The organism is Clostridium transplantifaecale (genome assembly GCF_900626075.1).
Lineage (GTDB): Bacteria > Bacillota > Clostridia > Lachnospirales > Lachnospiraceae > Otoolea > Otoolea transplantifaecalis.
The window spans coordinates 328641-348961 of the sequence record NZ_UYZY01000003.1 but is presented as its reverse complement, the minus strand read 5'-3'; the positions used below and the strand labels follow the sequence as shown (position 1 = coordinate 348961).

Genomic DNA, 20321 nt, shown 5'->3' with positions numbered 1-20321 from the left:
TAATTGTCTTATTTTTTGTTTTCTACTTTGACTGTTCGAGCATCCAGACAGCCTTGCTGTACTGGGCTATCATAGAATCCGCCATCGAGGATACCTCGTATACTTTGTTTTCATCCGCCTTCTCTTTCACGCTGATTAGAAGTCTCTTCACATAGCTGAAATCTGCCAGGACATTTTCCAGGATAACGGCTGCTCCCACTTTTTCATTGGAAGCTTCCTCAATCTTACCAATCTCCAGATAATCTTTCATCCTTCCGAGAGGCTGCCCCTCCAGCATCAGGATTTGCTCCGCTATCTGGTCAATCTCCTCATTTACTCCGTTGTAATATTCTTCCAGTTTTCCATGCAGAACGAAAAATTCCTTTCCCTGTACGTTCCAGTGGTAATTCTGTAATTTGCGGTATAAGAGGTTTAAGTCTGCGAGTAACTGATTTAAATCGTTCATTAATTCTTTCATGTTTTTCTTCCTTTCTTTCTGTAATCTATATCTTCGCTTAACCTGAATCATTAGTTTTTTCGAGTTAGTTATTACTAACTTATCGTCATTCTATCAGACGCCGTTCATTTTGTCAAGAAATAATATTAATAATTATTATCAATATCATCCACCTCAGATTTGCCTTCCGCTCATGGACCTGTATTCCCCCAATATAAAACAGGCCTGTTCCCCGTACAGGCATTTATCCTCTGTATGCAAAAACAGGCCCTTCCATATGATATTCGGTTTATCTTCCGTTTTCTGCCCAGCATCTGCACTGTTCAATGCGTTTACCGTCATCCCCCTGCTGTTCATCATAGGCAAACTGCTTCAGCAGGTCACAGGGAAATTCATCACACAGTCCGCAGTGTTCCTGTTCTTTCTCTTCACAGCAGACTTTTACGGGGCAGCTTTCTCCCCAGAACGGTTTATCAATCTGTACGCAGCCTTTGCACCCCATCTGTTCTTTATATTCACATTCCCCGCATAAAATACCACATCTCGACTCAGCCATCACTGTATTCCTCCACTTTTTTGTCTTTTTATGGCTTATTATATCAGAGGAAACATGACAACAGTCTGTCATGTCATATCAATATACGGAAAAACAATAAAAACTCAAGGCGGTAGTAGGCGGAACAGTACGCCTCCTCCCGCTATCCTTTTTATATCCCCCATCTCAGGCTCTGTCCCTGCAGCTCGGCCATGTGCCTGTATACCCCGTTTTGCCTCATCAGCTCTTTTGGCGTTCCCTGCTCGGCTACGCAGCCGTCTTTTAATACCACAATTTTGTCGGCTCCCGCCACGGTTCTCATCCGATGGGCGATAATCAGAACGGTTTTCTCCTTGACAAGATTTGAAATCGCCTCCTGCACAAGTGTCTCATTTTCCACATCCAGGGAAGCGGTGGCCTCATCCATCAGAATGATCGGGGCATCCTTCAGAAGCGCCCTTGCTATGGAAAGACGCTGTCTCTCCCCTCCCGACAGGGTGGAACCGTTTTCCCCGATTCTGGTCTGGTACCCTTTTGGCAGACGCAGGATAAATTCCTCGCACCGGGCCGCCCTGGCGGCTGCCATGACTTCTTCGTCACCGGCTCCCTTTCTGCCCAGCCTGATATTTTCCATAATTGTATTATTAAACAGCACCACATCCTGGAACACGATAGAAAAACTCTTAAGCAGAGTTTCCGGCTCCACCTCATTCACATTGGTGCCTCCAATCGTAATCTTTCCCCTGTCGATATCCCAGAATCTGGCCGCCAGCTTGGCGCTGGTGGACTTTCCTCCGCCGGAAGGCCCTACGAGGGCCGTCACCTGACCCTGTCTGGCGGTAAACGATACATCTCTTAAAACGGTCTCCCCTCCTTCATAAGAAAATCCGACATGGTCAAACACAATATCATATCCCTGGTAATGGGCATTCTCCCCGCCTCCCTGGATCGGCTGTTCCTCTATCACCTTCATCCTCTCCACCACAAGCAGAGTGGAATATACGGCGGAAAGATTCTGCAGGCAGCTGCCAAGGGGAAGATACAGCCTTGTGGCGGCCAGCATAAACATGAGAAATACCATAAATCCGATGGAGCCCGACACCAGAAGGGATGCCCCGGCAAGCACCGTCGTCGCCATTCCGATTTTCAGAAACATCTGAGCCGCCGTCACCAGGATGCCGTTGAACAGTTCCAGACGGATTGTGTCACGCTCCACATCCAGGAGTTTTCCGGTCAGGCCTTCCAGATACTCTTCCCTCTGGTTATTGGCTTTGATGTCCTGAATATTCTCAATGCACTCCTGGATTCCGTCGGAGGCGGCCAGCTTTTTTTCCTTCTGACGGCGTTCCATCCGATCCACCATAGGCCTTGTACCCGCCGCAAGCAGGAAAGAAACCGGCGCCACCCAGAGTACGGAAAGAGCCATGCGCCAGTCCGCGGCAAGCAGACCGATTCCAATCAGTGCCGTAGATAAAAGCGCTCCGATGAGTTCCGGGATAAAATGGGAAAATGCCGTCTCCACAAAGGCGCAGTCCGCCATAATTGTGGTTGTCAAATCGGCCAGATCACGTTTCCCGAAGAAGGACAGCGGAAGCTTCCTGAGACGTTCCGCCATTCGGATACGCATGCTGGCGCTCTCCGCATAGGAGGAAATAAACGTGGCATTGTACTGGATATATTCAAATACAAAGAGAACGGCCAGCAGAACCGCGCTGAAAGCGATATAGCCTCCCAGTCCCATCCCGGGAGCTTTAAGATTCACTATCGATGCAAACAGCCATTCCATAAAAATAAGTAAAAGGCCCATTGGAACCATCAGCCCTATATTGGTAAGGGCACAGGAAAATATGGCCTTAGTTAGGTTTTTCCCTCCCTGATCACTTAATGCAAACTTTTTCTGTAAATATCTGCTCATGCCTTCCCACCTACCTTCCATTCAACCGACATCTGGTAATTTTTCCACATAGATGCATACAGTCCGCCCGCCGCAAGTAACTCCTCATGCCTGCCCTGTTCGGCAATGCGTCCCTCCTCCATGACGAAAATCTGATCGGCCCGGCACACGGTGGATAATCTGTGGGCTATCATCACCACCGTCTTTCCCTCCACCAGTTTTTCGAATGCCTGCTGGATCAGATACTCATTATCGGGATCTGCAAATGCGGTTGCCTCATCCAAAAGCACAATAGGCGCATCCTTTAAAATCGCCCTGGCCAGGGCAATCCTCTGGACCTCTCCTCCCGACAGATAAACTCCTTTTGTGCCGACGACCGTATCAAGCCCATTCGGCATTTTCTCAATAATATCCTCACACCTGGCCGCGGAGATGGCGTATTCCACCTCGCTCTTTGCAGCGTCCGGCCTGGCCGCGCGGATATTGTTAAGCAGGCTGTCCTTAAATAAATGGCTGTCCTGGAAAACAAAGCTGACCTGCTTCATCAGTTCCTCGGTCCCGATATTCCTCACATCCACACCGCCAATTGAAATGCTGCCCTGATTCACATCGAAAAATCTCGGAATCATGCTTGCCAGCGTCGTCTTTCCGCTCCCGGACGCGCCGACAATAGCGGCCGTCGTCCCCTGCGGCACGGTAAGCGATACATGGGAAAGAGCCGGAACCGGATTTTCCCCGGGCGCTTCTTTGCGGTAGGAAAAGGAAACGTCCCTGAAGCGAATCTCAGAATCTTCCGGTTTCTCAGACTTTTCCGGCTCCGGGAGAGGTTTTTCATTCACAATTTCGAGAATTCTTCTCAGCGCATCGTTGGCCTTCATGGTGTTCTCGCTGGTCCACATGATTTTATCCATCATCGACACACAGATTGGCGTGAACAGAATATAAAAAGTGAGATCCAGCGCCACCGTCGTATAAGCGGCCTGTGATACCATATCTCCCGCCAGCAGAAGCCCGGCCGGAATCAGAACCGCAAATACGCCGTTGATACTCACGGTGTAGCAGCACATCGGAATCCGCAGGGAACCGGCATAGTTCATCGCCCAGCTCTTATAGCGCAGGATGGAATCGTGAAAACTTTTAAAGGAGAAAATACTCTGCTGGAATGTCTTTACCACCGGGATTCCCCTCACATACTCCACCGCCTCATTGTTCATATCCTCCAATGCATTCTGATACTCCTTCATGGCTTTAGCCATTCCCGGTCCCATCATGCGGCTTAAAAAGAGTACGCCGGCCGCCATCGGAATCAGGCTGATCAGGCCGAATCTCCAGTCGAAAACAAAAAGCAGCACAAGCACGGCTGCCGGCGTCACAACAGCTCCCGCCAGATCGGGCAGCTGATGCGCCAGGTACGTTTCCGTCAGTCCCGCCCCATCGTCGATAATTCTTCGTATTTTTCCGCTGCCTGCCTGTTTAAAGTAACCGATCGGCAGGCGCGACAGATGATGGAGCGCCACCGTTTTCAGATTTCTGGCCGTGCGGAATGCCGATATATGGGTGCACATAAGCGCGCAGAAATACAGGAGCATGCTGAGAAGGGAGGAGGCGACCGCCATCCATCCAAATCGCACGAGACTTCCTCCGTCCGGTCCCGACGTCCAGCCGAGCACCGTCTCCTTTATTACATTCCACATGCATATGTAGGGAAACAGTCCCACCACGGCGCTGATACCGGACAGCACACAGCCAAGAGCCGTGAGATACCGGTGTTTCCCGGCAAACGTCATCAGTGAGATTTTGCCCGTCCCGGGCAGTTCCGTCATGATATTTTTCGTATTTCTATACCTGTCTTCCACTAATTTCTCCTCCTTTTAAATAATTTTGCACTGCTTCATTGATTTCATACTGCCTCAGCAATTCATACTGCTTCAATGATTTCATATTGCTTTGGCCATTTCGTACCATCCTCGGCCAGGCAGTTAGTTATCACTAACCATCTAACATAACTGTTTCTTCTCCTAGTCATGCCTTCTCTCCTTCCCGCTCTCTTCTAAAGATTCAGAATCTTCGCCCATCCCGCATGCTGGAATCGGCCCAGAATCACCGCGCAGGAAAGCGCCCGTTCCCTAGGCACGTCATGGGACACAAACTCCTGAAGCTGCTGAAAAAAAGAGCGACAGACAATGTGGATCAGCGTATCATCCAGTTCCGGCACTTCGCGGCCCAGTTCCTTTACCGCCGCGACAAAATCCCGGCATGACTGCTCCTCCACTTTAGCCAGGCGGGCAAAAAACGCCTCGGCGCTTCCCGGCGCGCCACAGCACAGAAGAAGCTTAAACGCATCAAAATGGTCATAGACATAATCGATCAGCCAGGGCACATATTCATCGGTGACGGTTGCAAGCTCTCTCACCTGCTCCTTTGGCGTAAGCGAAGCAAAATCCTCGTGAACCTCAATATACCGGTCCACCAGCCCCCGCGCCGCCTCCCCCGTCAGCGCCTCAAAGATAGCTTCTTTTCCCGAAAAGCAGCCGTATATGGCACCCGTGGTAACGGATGCGGCGGCAGCGATTCTCCGAAGGGAAGCCTTTTCATACCCATAAGTCAAAAATTCATTTTTTCCAGCCTCCAGTATGGCGTCGGCCGTATTTTTAATTGTGTTTCCTATCATAATCCGGATATCTCCTCAAATGTAACAGCGTTATATAACACTGTTATAATACAACCGAATGCAATATCCGTCAAGATAACCAAATGACTCCTTTTCTCAATAAAGTCGGATCGAGATAAAAACTTCTGAAATGCAGGTTGACTATATTACACTTGTAGAATATACTAAAAGTAAAATATAAACAGGAGGTATTCGTATGTCATTAAAACATGGACTGCTGGGGCTGCTGAGCTACGGCAGCATGACGGGATACGAGCTTGACAAAACGTTTAAGGATTCCCTGTTCCTGTTCTGGAAGGCACAGACAAGTCAGATTTACCGCGAACTGAACAGAATGGAGCAGTCCGGCTGGCTCACATCGGAGATCGTCTACCAGACCGATAAACCGAACAAGAAGCTCTATTCCCTCACCGAACCGGGAAAGAAAGAACTGCATGACTGGCTTTCTGAGAACAATCTGGACAACGAATTCCAGACGCGCAGCACGTTTTTAATGAAACTCTTTTTTTCGGGTGAAAAAAGCGTCGGCGATAATATAGAAATGCTGAAGGAATATAAAGTGAGATGCCTGGAGGAACTGAATGCCCTGAAGACAGTGGGCGGCAGTATCGAGCATTATTCACAGTTTACTTCACAAAACCGGGAACCCGTATACTGGGGACTTACCGCCCGCTTTGGGGAACTTCATATCAAAGCCTGCCTTGAATTTGCGGAAGAAGCCATCAGAACTCTGGAGAAATTACAATGAACATACTCGTATTAAACGGCAGCCCGAAAGGCGGAAAGATATGGTTTTGGAAATGTATTTCACGGATCTTGGTAAAACGTACCAGCTTCTGCCGGGAAATTGAACCCGTTTTAGGAGGGGCGGCTGGAATCCTGGCGGGCAGCCTTGTGATGCTCCTGCATTTTCACTGGCTGCCCACTCCCTATGAACGAATCGGCGCTTTTGCCGCCACAGTGATCGGGCTCTTGATGATGACAGGCGGCGGAGCGCTGTGGCAGGCCGCTCTCCCCTCCCTGGCAATCGGAACCATCTGGCTGGTGTCCTCATTTTTAGAGGTTCCCGTCACCGCTTACTATTCCTGCAGGGATTACGGCGGGGAAAAAGCCTGGAAAAATCCTCTCTTTATAAAGACAAACCGGATACTGACCGCAATGTGGAGTACCGCCTATCTGCTGTGGGGCCTGGCCTCACTCTACGTTACATCCAGGGGCGCGTCAGGACTTCCGGCCTTTGAAATCTGCGTATGGGTAATTACGGCTCTCTTAGGCGTCTTCACGGCCTGGTTTGCCAAATGGTATCCGGCTAAAGTTGCGGGAGGTTCCTAAGCGGGACTGGAAATTTCCCTACAGTCCCGCATAAAAAGCTTTCGTCATTTTGATAAAGTCCTCCGCCTGCGGCGTCAGGAACGCGTTCTTTTTATACAAAATCAGTAAAGGCACACAGAACGGCGGATCATCCACAGTGAAGAGCGCCAGCCGGTCCAGGTGCGGCACATGGCGGATGCCGCCCTCCGGCAGAAAGGTGATGCCGAATCCTGCGCTGACCAGATTGACCGCTGTTGTGCTGCTGGTCGTATAAAGAATATCCGCATTCTGCATATTCATTCTCACAAACAGATTCTCCATAGCCTGTCCCATTACCTGCTCATTCGGCAAAAGGATAAATCGTTCGCCGCGCAGTTCCTGCATATCGATATACGCGGGATGGGCGTGGGAAGTCTTTTTATCCCGCACCGCCGGATGGGTCTTATTGGCTACCAGAAACATCTTTTCATAGAAAACGGCCTGATAGACAAAACCGTCCATCTTATTCGGGATATTCATTAAAGCAAAATCCAGCCTGTCTTCCTCCAGCAGCCCCGACAAGATATTTGAATGGTTTTCGTGCAGCACAATCCGCACTTCGGGATGAGAAGCGGCGAAAGCCGGGAGAATATCCGGGAGCAGTACGGAACCGCGCCACGGCGTCATTCCCACGTTCAGGGTCTGCCTGCTGCCCGTCCTCAACCCCTCCACCTGCGATTCAAACTTGCCGGTGAGCGTCCCCACGCTTTCCAGATAGCTGAGATAAAGCCTCCCCGCCTCTGTCAGGACAAGAGGTGTGTGGCTCCGATCAAACAGCTTCATCTGAAGCTCCTGTTCCAGCCTCCCGATGCACTGGCTCAGATACGGCTGTGACAGATACAGCTTTTCCGCCGCCCTGGAAATACTTCCCTCCCTGGCGACCGTTAAAAAATATTCCGGATTTTTCGTGTACATTTACTTTCCTCCCAGACTGAAAAATATTGATTTTGATCTACCGTTTCTCATATTGCAAATTACTTATATCTTTATGACAGAACCGGGAATAGGCATCATGATTCAATCGTGTTATATTATTTTCAACATAAATAACACTTTTGATTCCTCATCCCCCATAATAATATTGCAATACCTGATTTGTCAAGAAATCAGGACGGGGAATTAAAAGGTTACTGTTCACCCCCACAACACATGGTATGAAAGGAGAATTCCTATGAAAAGAGACAATTCCGTTACATCAGCACCGGCTTCCCGGTCACAGAAAGACTTAAACCTTCTTTCCGAGGCGGAGTGCAAACTCCTTCTCTCAAGAATTGCAGGACAGCTCGGCATCAGCGATGCCAGAAATCTGCCTTATACGTCAGCTCTTACAGGCCGCAGATAATTACGGTTCTTAAGATATAACACGGACACGATGAAGGATCTGCGGCGGCTGCCGTAAATTCCTTCAGACGATTTATGACAGGGAGGAAACCGCTCTTTCAAGGCGCTGTTTCCTCCCTGTTTTCATGTTTTTATCATGTTTCACGCCCCGGCTGGAAGGAAGTGCATATGCCGCAGAAAAACACTTGACTTTCAGGATTTCATTTAGTATACTAACCACTGTTCACTCGGAGGGTGAGTCATTCGTTTGGAAATGATGAGCTGGATAAGGTGACAGGCTGAGAAGCCTGTTATCCTGTCCGGCTTTTTTTGTGTAAAAGGAGGACAAAACGACATGAATCTGTTACAGGGAAATGTAAAAAACATCTATTTTAAGTATCTGAGCGCCGCATTCGGCAGCGCCTTGATAAGCTCTATCTACGGCCTTGTGGATATGGCCATGGTCGGCCAGTACCAGGGGCCCGGCGGCACCGCGGCGCTGGCTGTGGTTGCGCCGGTCTGGAACATCATCTACAGCCTCGGGCTGCTGACGGGAATCGGCGGTTCCGTACTTTTCAGCGCCGCCAGGGGCAGCGGGGATCGGGGAAAAGAAAACCAGTATTTCACAACGTCCCTGATTTCCACGTTACTGCTTGGACTGGCCTGCTGGTTTGTCATCGTACTCTTTGACACACAGATGCTGCTTCTGTTCGGGGCGGAGGAGACGCTTCTCCCACTGGCCAAACAGTATCTTCTGCCGGTTAAATTTATTGTTCCGGTCTTTCTGTTTAACCAGATGCTGGCGGCATTTCTGCGAAACGACAACAATCCCGGCCTGGCTACGGCTGCGGTGCTGTCGGGAGGAATCTTCAATGTGTTCGGGGATTACTTCTTTGTTTTTATGCTGGATATGGGGATTATGGGAGCCGGCCTGGCTACGGCCGCCGGGGCGCTGATAACGTTTGCCGTTATGCTCACCCATTTCTTTTCAAAAAGAAACACGCTTAAAATAGACAAACCGGTTCAGTTTATGATAAAATTCAGACAAATCATCGTGACTGGTTTTTCCACCTTTTTCATCGATATTGCCATGGGTATCCTGACCATGCTGTTTAACCGTCAGATTATGAAGTATCTGGGGGCCGGTTCCCTGTCTGTCTACGGTGTCATTGTCAACATCAGCACAATTGTACAGTGCTGCGCATACAGTGTAGGGCAGGCGTCACAGCCGATTTTCTCCATCAACTTCGGCGCAGGGAAGTGGAACCGCATTAAAGACACGCTGAAATACGCGCTCTATTCCGTATGTTTCTTCAGCGTCATCTGGACTCTCCTGATATTTGCCTTCCCCAACGGGTTTATCCGGATTTTCATGGCTCCGACCGATGAGATTTACCGCATTGCGCCGTTTATTATGAGAAGCTACGGAATTTCTTTCCTGCTGCTTCCGCTGAATATTTTTTCCACCTATTATTTCCAGTCACTGATGAAACCGGGAGCCTCTTTCTTTGTATCGGTCTCCAGAGGGCTTATTATAAGCGGAATCTTGATTTACACACTACCGCTGACGGCGGGAGCCAATTCTCTTTGGTTTGCCATGCCGATCACGGAAGCTGTCGTGGCTGTGGCCGTCGCCGCCCTTATCGGCAGCTACACGAAAAAACTATCAGGGAGGATTGACAATGAATAAAATTATAACGGTTGGCCGTGAATTTGGAAGCGGAGGACGCGAACTGGGGCGCCGCCTTGCCGAGGAGCTGGGGATTGCCTATTACGACAAAGAGATTGTTGCGGAAATTGCAAAGCGGACGGCCCTGTCGGAGACGTACATCAGTCAGGTTGTGGAACAGCGCCCGGCCACCATGTTTCCTATCACCATCGGCCGGAGCTTTTACCCCAGGGAAAATATTATCCTGGAGCAGAACTGCACCATCTTCCAGGAACAGAGCCGCATTATCAGGGAAATGGCCGACAAATCAGACTGCGTAATCGTGGGCCGCTGCGCCGATTACATCCTGCAGGAACAAAATCCCATCCGCATATTCGTATATGCCGGCATGGAAAGCAAGATGAAACGCTGCCGGGAAAAAGCCGAGCCGCAGGAATCCCTGTCCGACAAGGAGCTGAAACAGCATATACAGAAAGTGGATAAAAACCGCTCCCGGTATTACAGCTTTTACACCAGCCAGGTGTGGGGTGATAAATCAAACTATGATTTCTGTTTCAATACAACGAACCTGGTGATTAAAGACAGGATTCCCGCGATAGCAAACCTTTTGAAATGACGGGTTAAATGGGCTGGAATTTATGATAAGCCGATAATCTCATCCACCGGCAGGGAGAGAATGATTCCTCCCGCCGGAGTCCGGCATCCGCACTTTTCACTGATTTCTTTTATTACTTCCTTCTTAATACTTTTAGGAACAACAATACTTATGACCTCCTGTTCCTCCTGGATGGAGACTTCTATGAATTTGACGGGTTCTTCCAGTCCCTGTCTTCTGCTTTTCAGAATCGTGCCCCCGGTGGCTCCAGCGCTCCTGGCCGCCTCCATTACCTCCCCGCTGTATCCCTGGTTGCAGGCCGCAAATATCATAACATATGAAATCTCTTCCTTCAGCTCTTCTTTCATCTCCTCCTCCTTTCTCTCGGTATCCCCGCATACGTTCTCTGCCTGATCCTCCTCCAATTGTTTGAGCAGATAGCTCTGAAGACCGTTTACAGGGATCGTGAATGCAATGCCTCTTCCTCTTTCCCTGATCTTTAATTTCTCTTCCAGCGCTTCAAATACGCCGTGCACACTGCCTTTCAGTACCAGACCCGCCGTTATGATACGGCCGGATTCGCTGAGTCCGCAGATTTCTAAAAACTCCGAACTTGCCGTGCCTTTTCCCCGGAACTGATATCTGACCTTCACACGAAAGTCGTCCAGTATCTTTACTACCTTCTTTTCAACGGGTTTATCAGTGATAATCACAAGCATTCTCAATAACAAGCTGTCGCTGTGCCCTTCCATTTTCTATTCCTCCTCCAGATCGATGAACTCATAATCTGTCTCATCAGAGACAGCCGTAACCGGCAGCCGTTTTGCTTTGTATGCGTAAACCAGGCCGGTGGCCTGGATTGCAATAATCGGAGCCAGGGCAACAAGCGCCACCACGCCGAATGCATCCGTCGTGATATTGCCTCCGACGCCCACACATGCGCCGATCGCCATCGGGAGCAGGAACGTGGATGTCATCGGGCCGCTGGCAACGCCGCCGGAGTCAAAGGCAATCCCCACAAAAATGGGTTCAACTCTTTTTGCCATAAAAAGGGCAAGTATGTATCCCGGGATCAGAATCCAGTATATGTTGACGCCGGTCAGAATCCTGACCATAGCCAGGGCGACCGCAGCCGAAACGCCGATTGAAAGGCAGCGGTTCATCGAGTTTCTGGATACCGTACCGTTTGTAATGTCTTCAACCTGGTTATTCAGGACCTGTACCGCAGGCTCCGCCTTTACAATATAGAATCCGACCAGCGCCCCGACGGGAACAAGCATCCACTTAAACGGGCTTCCGGCCAGTTCCGCCCCCAGCAGGGTTCCAACCGGCGCAAACCCGGTATTGACGCCCGTAAGAAACAGGGTCGTTCCAATTAACGTATACAGAAGTCCCATCAGCAGACGCAAAATCTGTTTTTTTCTGTACTGTTTCGTACATAACTGAAAGATGACAAAGACAAGAAGTATGGGAAAAATAATAACCGATACTTCCTTCAGCTGCGCAGGCAAGGCAATAATGAACTGATGAACCACATCCTGCATCGTAAAAAGCTCTGCAATTTCAGTCATATCATATGATGCATCCCCGGGATGGAAAAAGAGGCTCAGAAGAAGTACCATGAGAATCGGTCCGATACTGCACAGGGCTACAAGCCCGAAGCTGTCGCTGTCGCTGTTTTTATCGCACCTAGCGGATGAAAAGCCGATACCGAGAGCCATAATAAAGGGGACCGTCATCGGACCCGTGGTCACCCCGCCCGAATCAAAAGCGATAGCCGTAAAATCCGCCGGCACCAGAAACGAGACAAGGAAGAGCACAGGGTATAAAACTATCAGAATTTTCAAAAGGCTGATATTCAGCAAGATTCTGAGAACTGCAACAATGGTAAAAATACCGACGCCGAACGCTACGGTCCAGACTAGAACTGCATTAGGGATGGATGGAACCTGATTGGACAGAACCTGAAGATCCGGCTCCGCCACCGTGATAATTACGCCTACAACAAAGCAGACTACAATTGTGATTACTAAATTCTTCGTTTTCACCAGGTGCTGTCCAACGCCTTCTCCAAGAGGCATCATGGTGATTTCCGCTCCGAGCTGGAAAAATCCCATGCCTACTATCAGAAAAAAAGCTCCTGTTAAAAACAGGGCAACAGTACCCACGTCAATCGGCAGTAAAAATATGCTCAGCAGCAATACCACCGTTGTGATTGGAAGGACTGTCGTCAGTGATTCCTGTATCTTTTCTTTTAATTTCTTATTCAAATAACCTCCCTTTCCTGAATGAATACCTCCTGAGAAGATACCCGGTTAACGGTTACAGGCGCACTCTTGTTATTGGGCGCTAACTTAAAATAATTGTACCATATTTTATGTCACCTGTCCATTTAGATACCAGATATAAGTGTTAAGCCCGCGTTAAGATTATTGCCGCCCAGAGTGTATCGGAACCTTGATAAGCCTCTTGTCTTCGGAGTGCCATGATAAAAACGCAGAAAAGTCCTTGCGCTTTTCTGCGTTCTTTCTAACTGATATAAAGTATTTTCACGTCACCCATGATTCGTTTTATCTCCGACCGCAGGAATTCTTCAGCCTCTTTTCTGGAATCCTCGCGGTAACAGTATCTGCCTCTGCCCCTTCCTGTCATCAGTTCGCCGTCGTATAAGTCGGGCGCGGCCGGAAACGCCTCACTGTTGATTGCCCGGTGCACATAGGAATAGGTCATCAAAATGATTTCCAGAAACATCTGCTTCTTCACCTTTGCGGTCAGCCCCTCTTCCAGTTCTTTTAGAAGGCCCGTATACATTTCTTTCCATCCTTCCGTCAAAATCACCGGTGCAATTAAGAGCCCGCAGGGATATCCCGCCTCGCACATCTTATTGACCGCGCCGATTCTCTGTGCCAGACCCGAGGTGCCGATTTCAATGCGTTTGATGAGCTCCCGGGGATTCACACTCATGCGGAAGATGATTTTCCCCCTGTGTTCCAGAGTCAGCAGCGGATCCACCATATCGAACTTGGTCGGGAATGTGAGTTTTCCCCTCCCCTCCTCAGCAAATTTGGGGATTGTATAGAGCAGGTTTCCTGTTATGACGTTTTCCAGTACCAGATCACTGTTGCTGCCGATTTCAAATACGGCGGGACTGCTGCTCTCCCGTCCTTTTTTAATCAGGCGGCCCAGCATCTGCTCGCGGTTCACAAACAGGCGGAGATAAGCGCATTTATTATAATTGCACACCAGATAGCAGTACAGGCACATAGCGGTGCAGCCTGATGATGTGTAGGGCACCAGGTAGTCCGATACCTTATGGTTTTCTGTGTATTTGTGGGTTTTTCTGATTCCGACTATCAGGTTTCTCTTCATTTTTCCAAATTCCGAGTTTGGCTTTTCCTGCATTTCCTTAATGGAATTATGGCTGGCAATAGGCAGCCAGGGTAAATCACCGTATTTTTCCTTAAGTTCCTTTCCTAAAACATAATTCAGGCTGTCCGGTTCATAGTATACCGCATCAAATTTCATATCTTTCCCTTTCCGGCCACTGGCACATAACGGATCTTGTTTTCCGATAGTATGTGCCGTTTTCAGGGAAATCATAATAACGGCCGTCTGTCTTTAAATCATATTCTTATTTTCTTTAAACAGGTTGCGCGGATTCAGGTACAAAAGAAACTGCATCAGCGCTTCCGAACTTCTTTTCTTTCTGTCACGATCCATCATCTGATAATAATACGCTTCCGCCATGGCCGCAATCTCCGTGGTACGGAAGCCGGAAGCGGTCTTCACCGAATTTCTGCAAAGCGCCAGGTAATGCTCCCTGCCACAGAGAGCCTGTCCTGCGGCTTCGGCCCACTGCTCCGCATCTTCCCGGGTCATGTATCCGTTGAAGCCGTTTTCTACAATATCCGATACGCCGCTGGCCCTGACCGCGATCACCGGCGTTCCCGCCGCCATGGCCTCAAGAAGGACAATGCCCTGTGTCTCCGATTTGGATGCAAAAAGGAACAGATCACTGGCAAACTGGTAGTCTTTAATTCTCCGGTTTTCAACTTTTCCTGTAAAAATAATATTATCACCGATTCCCAGACGTCCGGCCAGCTCCTGCAGATGTCCGCGCTCGCTGCCCTCCCCGATCACCATAATACGGAAACAGTCTCCAATCCTCCGTTTTAAGGCCGCCGCTCCTTTCAGCAGAAAGTCCAGGTTTTTCTCCTTTTCCAGCCTGGCTATTGTGCTGAACAGATAGGTTTTATCTCCTTTATACCGTGTCCTGATTGCTTTGGCAGCCTCAGGATCCTCCAGGAAGGAACTGTCCTCCAGACCCGTTGGCAGAATTCCGATTTCGGTGTCCGTACCGTAGCTCTCCAGGCAGTCCTGCATCATCTTTGTGGGCGCAAATATCAGATCGCAGGAGTTGGCAAAGGATTTTATATATTGACGCACCAGAGCCTCACTGCCGAACTTTCCCCCTCCGCCCTGACGGTGTGCCGGACCAGGCGCTTGAAACGATTGAAACGGCTTAAAGTAGTGCAGATACTCCTCATATCTGGTGTGGTACGTATATGCCACCGGAATGCCATATTTTTTACTAAGGTAGAGGGCAGCATGCCCGGACAGCAGGGGATGATGAACATGGATTACATCAAATCTGAGTCTGGCAAACTCCTTCTCTATCCTGCCTTCAAAACAGTTGCCTACCACAATCCCGGTTTCATCCTTTTTATACAGCGTTCTGTACCGGATTACATACTTTTCTTCCCCGCAGTTTCCATAGTCGGGAGCAAAAATATATACCTCGTGCCCGGCATTTCTCAGCCCCTCCGACAATCTTTCAATTGATATCGGCACTCCCGCGATAAACGGTTTATAATTATTGGTAAACATTGCAATTTTCATAAATTCATCCTCCTGCGTCTATTTCTCATTTCCCTGCCCGCTATGTAAACAGGTTTAAAGCCGCATCTCCCATCCAGTATCCGGCGCCTACCAGCACGAAATTCCAGATAAAAATCCCGCCTGCGGAGCTGATGCTGTATGAGAGAAAATCCATTTTAATCATTCCGGCCGGAATTGATATTACCGTGCGTATCATAGGAATCAGTTTGCTGATAAATACCCCTGCTGCTCCTTTTTTCCGAAGCAGTTCAAGATTCTTTTGAATAAGAAGTTCCTGTTTTGGGAAGCGCTTCACATACCAGGGTAAAAAGAGCGCACCGCCGATTCTTCCAAAAAAATATAAAATCCAACTGCCCAATAACCCGGCGCTGACCGTAATCACCATGGCTGCCAGAAAACTGATATTCCCCTTAGCCGCCCAGATTCCAGCCATAGGCATAATCACCCCGGCCGGGAAACCTGGAAGATTCAGGTACTCAAACAGTACAATCAGGAAAATAAATATGGCTCCGTATTGTAGAAAAAAACTTGTTAATGTCTGAATGTCCATTTTGACTCCTCCTTATAAAAGAGGATATCGAAGAAAACAAAAGTACGTGTGTAGAAAAAAACAAAGAAAAATGAAAGAGATGATAAAAAAATAATAAACTCGTGTGTTGCTTTTCCTCGCCTTTGTATTTATCTTGTATTTTGACGCGTATCTTGACATTTCAATAATCGTGTGATATATTTCTATCATAAAGTTATAAATACATCACATAAAAGGGGTTAATAATAATGAAATTAAGGCGTAATTTATGCGGATTCACAGGACTGCTTTCGCTGTTGGGATTTATTGGAGTCTTTACTGAAAACAGAGAGTTTTTGGCTTTTTTTGCTTTTATTGTTGAATTTCAATATTTATTTATCAAATCAGATGAAATGTTGGAAGAATATATGAACCAGTCGGCTTCGACGGCATTTTACTGCGGTATGATAACCACCGCCATTATCACCCTGGTTTGTTTCTTCATTGGCGGCCGGGAGGGGAACGCTGCTCTCTTAACCGGTTTTGCCTCCGGTTGGGGCGTTTCTGTCGCCGTACATGGCTTTTCCATTGGGTATTTCAGATTCAGAGAAAGTTGGGTTGCAGGAAATGATAAAGAATAGGATTAAAGAATACCGCGCCAAATATGATATGAAGCAGGAAGATTTAGCCAAACGAGTAGGTGTCCGAAGAGAAACTATTGGAAATCTTGAAAAAGGAAAATATAATCCGTCTCTTGTGCTGGCTTGGAATATTGCAAAAGTATTTGGCTGTACAATTGAGGATATATTTGAAGTAACAAATTAGAACATATTTGCAAATACGCTCTGCCGTTTGCGCTTACTGCTGGTTATACGGCAATAACGCATGACTTTCCAAAAACACTCTGTCAGAAGTTATAATGCGGCATAAAAATTTCATCAATCATAGAAGCAGCCCGCTTCCTGCGTTCAGGCTGTTGGCCTTTTCTGAAAGCGGACTGCTCCTTTTTCTTGACTCACTTTTTGGTAATAATTATCAAATTAGTTTTTTTTAAATTTCTCCGGCTCCGTTCATTTCCATATCCTCAGTACCCTGTTTAAACAAGCCTTATCACTGTAAGTGTGGCTCCGTTGCCTCCCTGAAGAACCGCAGCCCCCAGCAGACCGAAGAGCTGAAGTTCCAGTGTATCGCCTGCTGCAAGTGCGGCAAACGTCGTTGCGGCAAACGCGTTGACCGATACAATCGGGGCAAAGGCGGAACCTGCCAGCGTTACTCCGTTGAGCAGTACGCGGGAGGACATCAGTAAAGCCGCCGTTGTGGAAACCCTGTAAGAAACCATATAGGTTCCTGTGGCCGGTACGGTAAATGTCGTGTTTGCTGCATTCACAGTAAATCCGTCCAATACCTGTACGTTCGGCAGCGGCACATCCGTACCGCCCAGAATAACTGCAATCGTTGCTCCCGTCGTGTTGGTGGCATTCATACTGTTGCTGGTCACTGACGCGCCTGTCGCTCCTGTTGGACCTGTCGCTCCTGTGGCGCCTGTCGCTCCGGCTGTTCCCGTTGCTCCTGTTGGGCCTGTGACTCCGGTGGCTCCCGCTGTTCCAGTTGCTCCGGTTGGGCCTGTGGCTCCGGTGGCTCCCGCTGTTCCAGTTGCACCTGTCGGACCTGTTGGCCCGGCTGCTCCGGCTGTTCCCGTGGCTCCGGTTGGGCCTGTAGGGCCGGTCGCTCCAGCGGCTCCCGCTGTTCCGGTTGGACCTGTTGGCCCGGTTGCTCCGACGGCTCCCGCTGTTCCAGTTGCACCTGTCGGACCTGTTGGCCCGGTTGCTCCGGCTGTTCCCGTGGCTCCGGTTGGGCCTGTAGGGCCGGTCGCTCCAGCGGCTCCCGCTGTTCCGGTTGGACCTGTTGGCCCGGTTGCTCCGACGGCTCCCGCTGTTCCAGTTGCACCTGTCGGACCTGTTGGCCCGGTTGCTCCGGCTGTTCCCGTTGCTCCGGTTGGGCCTGTAGGGCCTGTTGCTCCAGCGGCTCCCGCTGTTCCGGTCGGGCCTGTTGCTCCAGCGGCTCCCGCTGTTCCAGTCGCTCCGGTCGGACCGGTTGGGCCTGTCGCTCCGGCGGCTCCCGCTGTTCCGGTCGCTCCGGTCGGGCCGGTTGCTCCGGCGGCTCCCGCTGTTCCTGTCGCTCCGGTCGGGCCGGTTGGACCTGTCGCTCCGGCGGCTCCCGCTGTTCCAGTCGCTCCGGTCGGACCGGTTGGGCCTGTCACTCCATCTGCTCCCGCTGTTCCTGTCGCTCCGGTCGGGCCGGTTGGGCCTGTTGCTCCGGCGGCTCCCGCTGTTCCTGTCGCTCCGGTCGGGCCGGTTGGGCCTGTTGCTCCGGCTGTTCCCGTTGCTCCGGTTGGACCGGTGGCTCCCGCTGTTCCCGTTGCTCCGGTCGGACCGGTTGGGCCTGTCGCTCCATCTGCTCCGGCTGTTCCTGTCGAACCGGTTGGGCCTGTCGCTCCGGTCGCTCCGGTTGGGCCTGTGGGCCCGGTTGCTCCGTCAGCTCCCGCTGTTCCGGTCGCTCCCGTTGGGCCTGTCGCTCCGGTCGGACCTGTCGCTCCGGCGGCTCCCGCTGTTCCGGTCGCTCCTGTCGCTCCGGTGGCGCCATAGATAATAAGAAAACCAACTATCAATTAAAATGCGGTCAATCAAACCGCTTCGGAATGGGTGTTGACTTCAATGAAATCCTGCATCCGGCGGAGTTCATCAGCAAAGCGAAGAACAATACTGATATTACCGCCTTCATAAACTATTATATTGTCAACCAGTTCAATTAAAATTTCCCTTGATAGTGTGGTGACATTTTCGTATTTTCGGAAAGCCATCAGAAATGGATTCTCGGTATCCATCCCATTTTCCTGTTCGGCTCTCTCGTCTTGCAATTTCTTAATTGTTGCATTTATATCTTTTTCCTGCTTCTCATAATCTTCCCGCATACGGAGGTAATCGGTCTGACTAATCTCATTGTCTTTCCAATCCTGATAAATAGCCTGCTTATATCGAATTACCTTTGCCAGCTCCCGCTCCTTTTGGGTAATTGCCTCCAATAATTTCTTATCCTGACTTTTGATGATTGGAGCCCTGTTTATCTGCTCTATGGTCTTTGTATAGTCGATTGCCAGATATACATACTGCTGAATGGCAAACAGGACAGCCGTTTCCAAGCGTTCATGCTTAATGGAATGTTTCGTACAGGCTTTTTTTGAACGTCTCTTATAAGTAGAGCAATAATAATAAACGTTCCCTTTTACTTTGCTTCTTATCATAGCTTTTTGACAATCTGCACATTGTAAGAAACCGCTGAACAAATATAGGGTATCATTTTGGGGCGAAGTACGAGTGTCTTTCTTCAATAGCCGCTGGACTTTTTCAAACGTTTCCCAGTCAATAATTGGTTTATGCTTATTCTTTTTTATAAACCATTCTTCCTCTGGAACCTGCTCCTGAATATGGACTTTGTAACTCTTTATACGGGAACGCCCCTGTACCATATCACCACAGTACATTTGATTTTTTAGTATACTACCAACTGTCTTTTCACTCCAAAGAGGATTTTGGGTCGGATCGCTATGGGGATTTTGGTATTTCAAGCCCAGACACTTTTGTTTGTAAACAGTCGGACAGGGGATACTATGGTCGTTTAAGTATCGTACAATGGCGAGCTTACTCATGCCGGACAGGTATTTCTCGAATATCTCTTTTACAATTTCTGCGGCTTTTTCATCAATGATAAATGCGCTTTTGTTTTCTGGATTTTTCAAATATCCATATGGAGCAAATGCACCAATAAACTCTCCGTTGTTGCGTTTTGTCCGAAACGTCTTACGCACATCTTCTGACGTTCTGGCCGCATAGCGGTCATTCATAAGGCCGTTTATCGGGATTTCCATGTTCTGCATACAGTCTGGATTGGTGAATGTGTCAACATAGGGATTGCCAAATGCAATGAAGCGGCAGCCATATGTAGGGAGATATTGTTCCAGAAACTTACCTTGGTCTGCATAGTTGCGAAAAGCCCGGGCGAGAGTTTTACAAACAACGCAATTAACATTACCTTCACGAATATCTTTTGATAATCTTTGAAAATCAGGGCGTGTGTCCTCCGTCGTTCCAGAGCGTCCGTCGTCTACATAAATATCATAAATGATATACTTTTCGTTGCAGAACTTTTCTTCTACAAATTCCAGATTGATTTTTCTCTGGTTGGTTACACTTTCGGATTCATCGTTATTTCTTAAATCTTCTTTGGAAAGTCTGATATAAATACCGATTTTCCATTCAAATGATTTTGCACTTTCCTGCTTTTGAGTTTCAGTGATAACACGGCTCTTTCGCGCCATGTGAACCTCCTTCCCTTATCACTTTACACCTATATTATACCATTTATAGGTGGAGTGAACAATGTTGCC

20 protein-coding genes are annotated in these 20321 nt (G+C 48.9%); 7 read left to right on the top strand and 13 right to left on the bottom strand.

Annotated features, from left to right (window positions below; genetic code table 11):
• Positions 1-22: 22 nt before the first annotated feature.
• From EJL91_RS13120 to EJL91_RS13100, 5 genes are all read right to left on the bottom strand, one after another.
• Entirely contained in the window at positions 23-457 is a 435-nt protein-coding gene (locus EJL91_RS13120) for a Dps family protein (protein WP_125142418.1), read from the bottom strand.
• 268 nt (positions 458-725) lie between these two features.
• Complete coding sequence (locus tag EJL91_RS13115; RefSeq protein ID WP_125142417.1) at positions 726-992, bottom strand: DUF3795 domain-containing protein; 267 nt, start codon at positions 990-992, stop codon at positions 726-728.
• Positions 993-1143: 151 nt separating this feature from the next.
• Positions 1144-2886, bottom strand: a complete 1743-nt coding sequence (locus EJL91_RS13110) for an ABC transporter ATP-binding protein (protein ID WP_125142416.1) — start codon at positions 2884-2886, stop codon at positions 1144-1146.
• Positions 2883-4688 (bottom strand): ABC transporter ATP-binding protein, encoded by a 1806-nt coding sequence (locus EJL91_RS13105; protein ID WP_125142786.1) that lies wholly within the window; start codon positions 4686-4688, stop codon positions 2883-2885. The genes EJL91_RS13110 and EJL91_RS13105 overlap by 4 nt, the downstream gene beginning before the upstream one ends.
• Positions 4689-4915: 227 nt before the next feature.
• On the bottom strand, positions 4916-5536 hold the full coding sequence (locus tag EJL91_RS13100) for a TetR/AcrR family transcriptional regulator (protein ID WP_125142415.1): 621 nt from the start codon (positions 5534-5536) through the stop codon (positions 4916-4918).
• A gap of 196 nt (positions 5537-5732) precedes the next feature.
• On the opposite strand from EJL91_RS13100, the gene EJL91_RS13095 reads away from it, so the two are divergent.
• On the top strand, positions 5733-6284 hold the full coding sequence (locus EJL91_RS13095; protein WP_125142414.1) for a PadR family transcriptional regulator: 552 nt from the start codon (positions 5733-5735) through the stop codon (positions 6282-6284).
• On the top strand, positions 6281-6868 hold the full coding sequence (locus EJL91_RS13090; protein ID WP_125142413.1) for a hypothetical protein: 588 nt from the start codon (positions 6281-6283) through the stop codon (positions 6866-6868). Before EJL91_RS13095 ends, EJL91_RS13090 begins: the two co-directional genes overlap by 4 nt.
• An 18-nt stretch (positions 6869-6886) precedes the next feature.
• Here the strand turns inward: EJL91_RS13090 and EJL91_RS13085 are convergent, their stop codons facing one another.
• Positions 6887-7801, bottom strand: coding sequence for a LysR family transcriptional regulator (locus EJL91_RS13085; RefSeq protein ID WP_125142412.1), 915 nt, complete (start codon positions 7799-7801; stop codon positions 6887-6889).
• 256 nt (positions 7802-8057) lie between these two features.
• On the opposite strand from EJL91_RS13085, the gene EJL91_RS24605 reads away from it, so the two are divergent.
• The 3 genes from EJL91_RS24605 to EJL91_RS13075 all read left to right on the top strand — a co-directional run bounded on the left by EJL91_RS24605 (position 8058) and on the right by EJL91_RS13075 (position 10491).
• The gene (locus tag EJL91_RS24605) at positions 8058-8228 is read left to right on the top strand and encodes a hypothetical protein (RefSeq protein ID WP_164516842.1); all 171 of its coding nucleotides are present in this window, start codon (positions 8058-8060) and stop codon (positions 8226-8228) included.
• A gap of 333 nt (positions 8229-8561) precedes the next feature.
• Entirely contained in the window at positions 8562-9896 is a 1335-nt protein-coding gene (locus tag EJL91_RS13080) for an MATE family efflux transporter (RefSeq protein WP_125142411.1), read from the top strand.
• Positions 9889-10491, top strand: a complete 603-nt coding sequence (locus EJL91_RS13075; protein WP_125142410.1) for a cytidylate kinase-like family protein — start codon at positions 9889-9891, stop codon at positions 10489-10491. The genes EJL91_RS13080 and EJL91_RS13075 overlap by 8 nt, the downstream gene beginning before the upstream one ends.
• A gap of 20 nt (positions 10492-10511) precedes the next feature.
• Here the strand turns inward: EJL91_RS13075 and EJL91_RS13070 are convergent, their stop codons facing one another.
• The 5 genes from EJL91_RS13070 to EJL91_RS13050 all read right to left on the bottom strand — a co-directional run bounded on the left by EJL91_RS13070 (position 10512) and on the right by EJL91_RS13050 (position 15919).
• The gene (locus EJL91_RS13070) at positions 10512-11222 is read right to left on the bottom strand and encodes a P-II family nitrogen regulator (RefSeq protein ID WP_125142409.1); all 711 of its coding nucleotides are present in this window, start codon (positions 11220-11222) and stop codon (positions 10512-10514) included.
• 3 nt (positions 11223-11225) lie between these two features.
• Positions 11226-12740, bottom strand: a complete 1515-nt coding sequence (locus EJL91_RS13065; RefSeq protein ID WP_125142408.1) for a DUF1538 domain-containing protein — start codon at positions 12738-12740, stop codon at positions 11226-11228.
• Between the two features lie 259 nt (positions 12741-12999).
• A complete protein-coding gene (locus EJL91_RS13060; RefSeq protein ID WP_125142407.1) occupies positions 13000-13995 on the bottom strand; it encodes an SPL family radical SAM protein in 996 nt (331 codons plus the stop codon).
• 93 nt (positions 13996-14088) lie between these two features.
• Positions 14089-15369, bottom strand: coding sequence for a glycosyltransferase (locus tag EJL91_RS13055; RefSeq protein WP_125142406.1), 1281 nt, complete (start codon positions 15367-15369; stop codon positions 14089-14091).
• A gap of 40 nt (positions 15370-15409) precedes the next feature.
• Positions 15410-15919, bottom strand: a complete 510-nt coding sequence (locus tag EJL91_RS13050) for a DedA family protein (RefSeq protein WP_125142405.1) — start codon at positions 15917-15919, stop codon at positions 15410-15412.
• 227 nt (positions 15920-16146) lie between these two features.
• Between EJL91_RS13050 and EJL91_RS13045 the strand changes: the two genes are divergently transcribed.
• Positions 16147-16518 carry a DUF3796 domain-containing protein gene (locus EJL91_RS13045; RefSeq protein ID WP_125142404.1) on the top strand — a complete coding sequence of 124 codons (372 nt, stop codon included), beginning with the start codon at positions 16147-16149 and terminating at the stop codon, positions 16516-16518.
• Positions 16505-16702 carry a helix-turn-helix transcriptional regulator gene (locus EJL91_RS13040; RefSeq protein ID WP_125142785.1) on the top strand — a complete coding sequence of 66 codons (198 nt, stop codon included), beginning with the start codon at positions 16505-16507 and terminating at the stop codon, positions 16700-16702. The genes EJL91_RS13045 and EJL91_RS13040 overlap by 14 nt, the downstream gene beginning before the upstream one ends.
• Before the next feature lie 271 nt (positions 16703-16973).
• Here EJL91_RS13040 and EJL91_RS13035 read toward each other — a convergent pair whose 3' ends face one another.
• Positions 16974-18545, bottom strand: coding sequence for a BclA C-terminal domain-containing protein (locus EJL91_RS13035; protein WP_164516841.1), 1572 nt, complete (start codon positions 18543-18545; stop codon positions 16974-16976).
• A 15-nt stretch (positions 18546-18560) separates the two neighbouring features.
• Positions 18561-20252 (bottom strand): recombinase family protein, encoded by a 1692-nt coding sequence (locus EJL91_RS13030; RefSeq protein ID WP_125142403.1) that lies wholly within the window; start codon positions 20250-20252, stop codon positions 18561-18563.
• Positions 20253-20321 lie beyond the last annotated feature (69 nt).

Bases quoted from the DNA above. Each gene is read 5' to 3' on its own strand.
- EJL91_RS13045 (WP_125142404.1), top strand. From the start codon at position 16,147: ATGAAATTAAGGCGTAATTTATGCGGATTCACAGGACTGCTTTCGCTG.
- EJL91_RS13110 (WP_125142416.1), bottom strand. From the start codon at position 2,886: ATGAGCAGATATTTACAGAAAAAGTTTGCATTAAGTGATCAGGGAGGG.
- EJL91_RS13090 (WP_125142413.1), top strand. From the start codon at position 6,281: ATGAACATACTCGTATTAAACGGCAGCCCGAAAGGCGGAAAGATATGG.
- EJL91_RS13070 (WP_125142409.1), bottom strand. From the start codon at position 11,222: ATGGAAGGGCACAGCGACAGCTTGTTATTGAGAATGCTTGTGATTATC.
- EJL91_RS13075 (WP_125142410.1), top strand. From the start codon at position 9,889: ATGAATAAAATTATAACGGTTGGCCGTGAATTTGGAAGCGGAGGACGC.
- EJL91_RS13060 (WP_125142407.1), bottom strand. From the start codon at position 13,995: ATGAAATTTGATGCGGTATACTATGAACCGGACAGCCTGAATTATGTT.
- EJL91_RS13100 (WP_125142415.1), bottom strand. From the start codon at position 5,536: ATGATAGGAAACACAATTAAAAATACGGCCGACGCCATACTGGAGGCT.
- EJL91_RS13040 (WP_125142785.1), top strand. From the start codon at position 16,505: ATGATAAAGAATAGGATTAAAGAATACCGCGCCAAATATGATATGAAG.
- EJL91_RS24605 (WP_164516842.1), top strand. From the start codon at position 8,058: ATGAAAAGAGACAATTCCGTTACATCAGCACCGGCTTCCCGGTCACAG.
- EJL91_RS13080 (WP_125142411.1), top strand. From the start codon at position 8,562: ATGAATCTGTTACAGGGAAATGTAAAAAACATCTATTTTAAGTATCTG.
- EJL91_RS13115 (WP_125142417.1), bottom strand. From the start codon at position 992: ATGGCTGAGTCGAGATGTGGTATTTTATGCGGGGAATGTGAATATAAA.
- EJL91_RS13050 (WP_125142405.1), bottom strand. From the start codon at position 15,919: ATGGACATTCAGACATTAACAAGTTTTTTTCTACAATACGGAGCCATA.
- EJL91_RS13095 (WP_125142414.1), top strand. From the start codon at position 5,733: ATGTCATTAAAACATGGACTGCTGGGGCTGCTGAGCTACGGCAGCATG.
- EJL91_RS13120 (WP_125142418.1), bottom strand. From the start codon at position 457: ATGAAAGAATTAATGAACGATTTAAATCAGTTACTCGCAGACTTAAAC.
- EJL91_RS13105 (WP_125142786.1), bottom strand. From the start codon at position 4,688: ATGACGGAACTGCCCGGGACGGGCAAAATCTCACTGATGACGTTTGCC.
- EJL91_RS13085 (WP_125142412.1), bottom strand. From the start codon at position 7,801: ATGTACACGAAAAATCCGGAATATTTTTTAACGGTCGCCAGGGAGGGA.
- EJL91_RS13055 (WP_125142406.1), bottom strand. From the start codon at position 15,369: ATGAAAATTGCAATGTTTACCAATAATTATAAACCGTTTATCGCGGGA.
- EJL91_RS13030 (WP_125142403.1), bottom strand. From the start codon at position 20,252: ATGGCGCGAAAGAGCCGTGTTATCACTGAAACTCAAAAGCAGGAAAGT.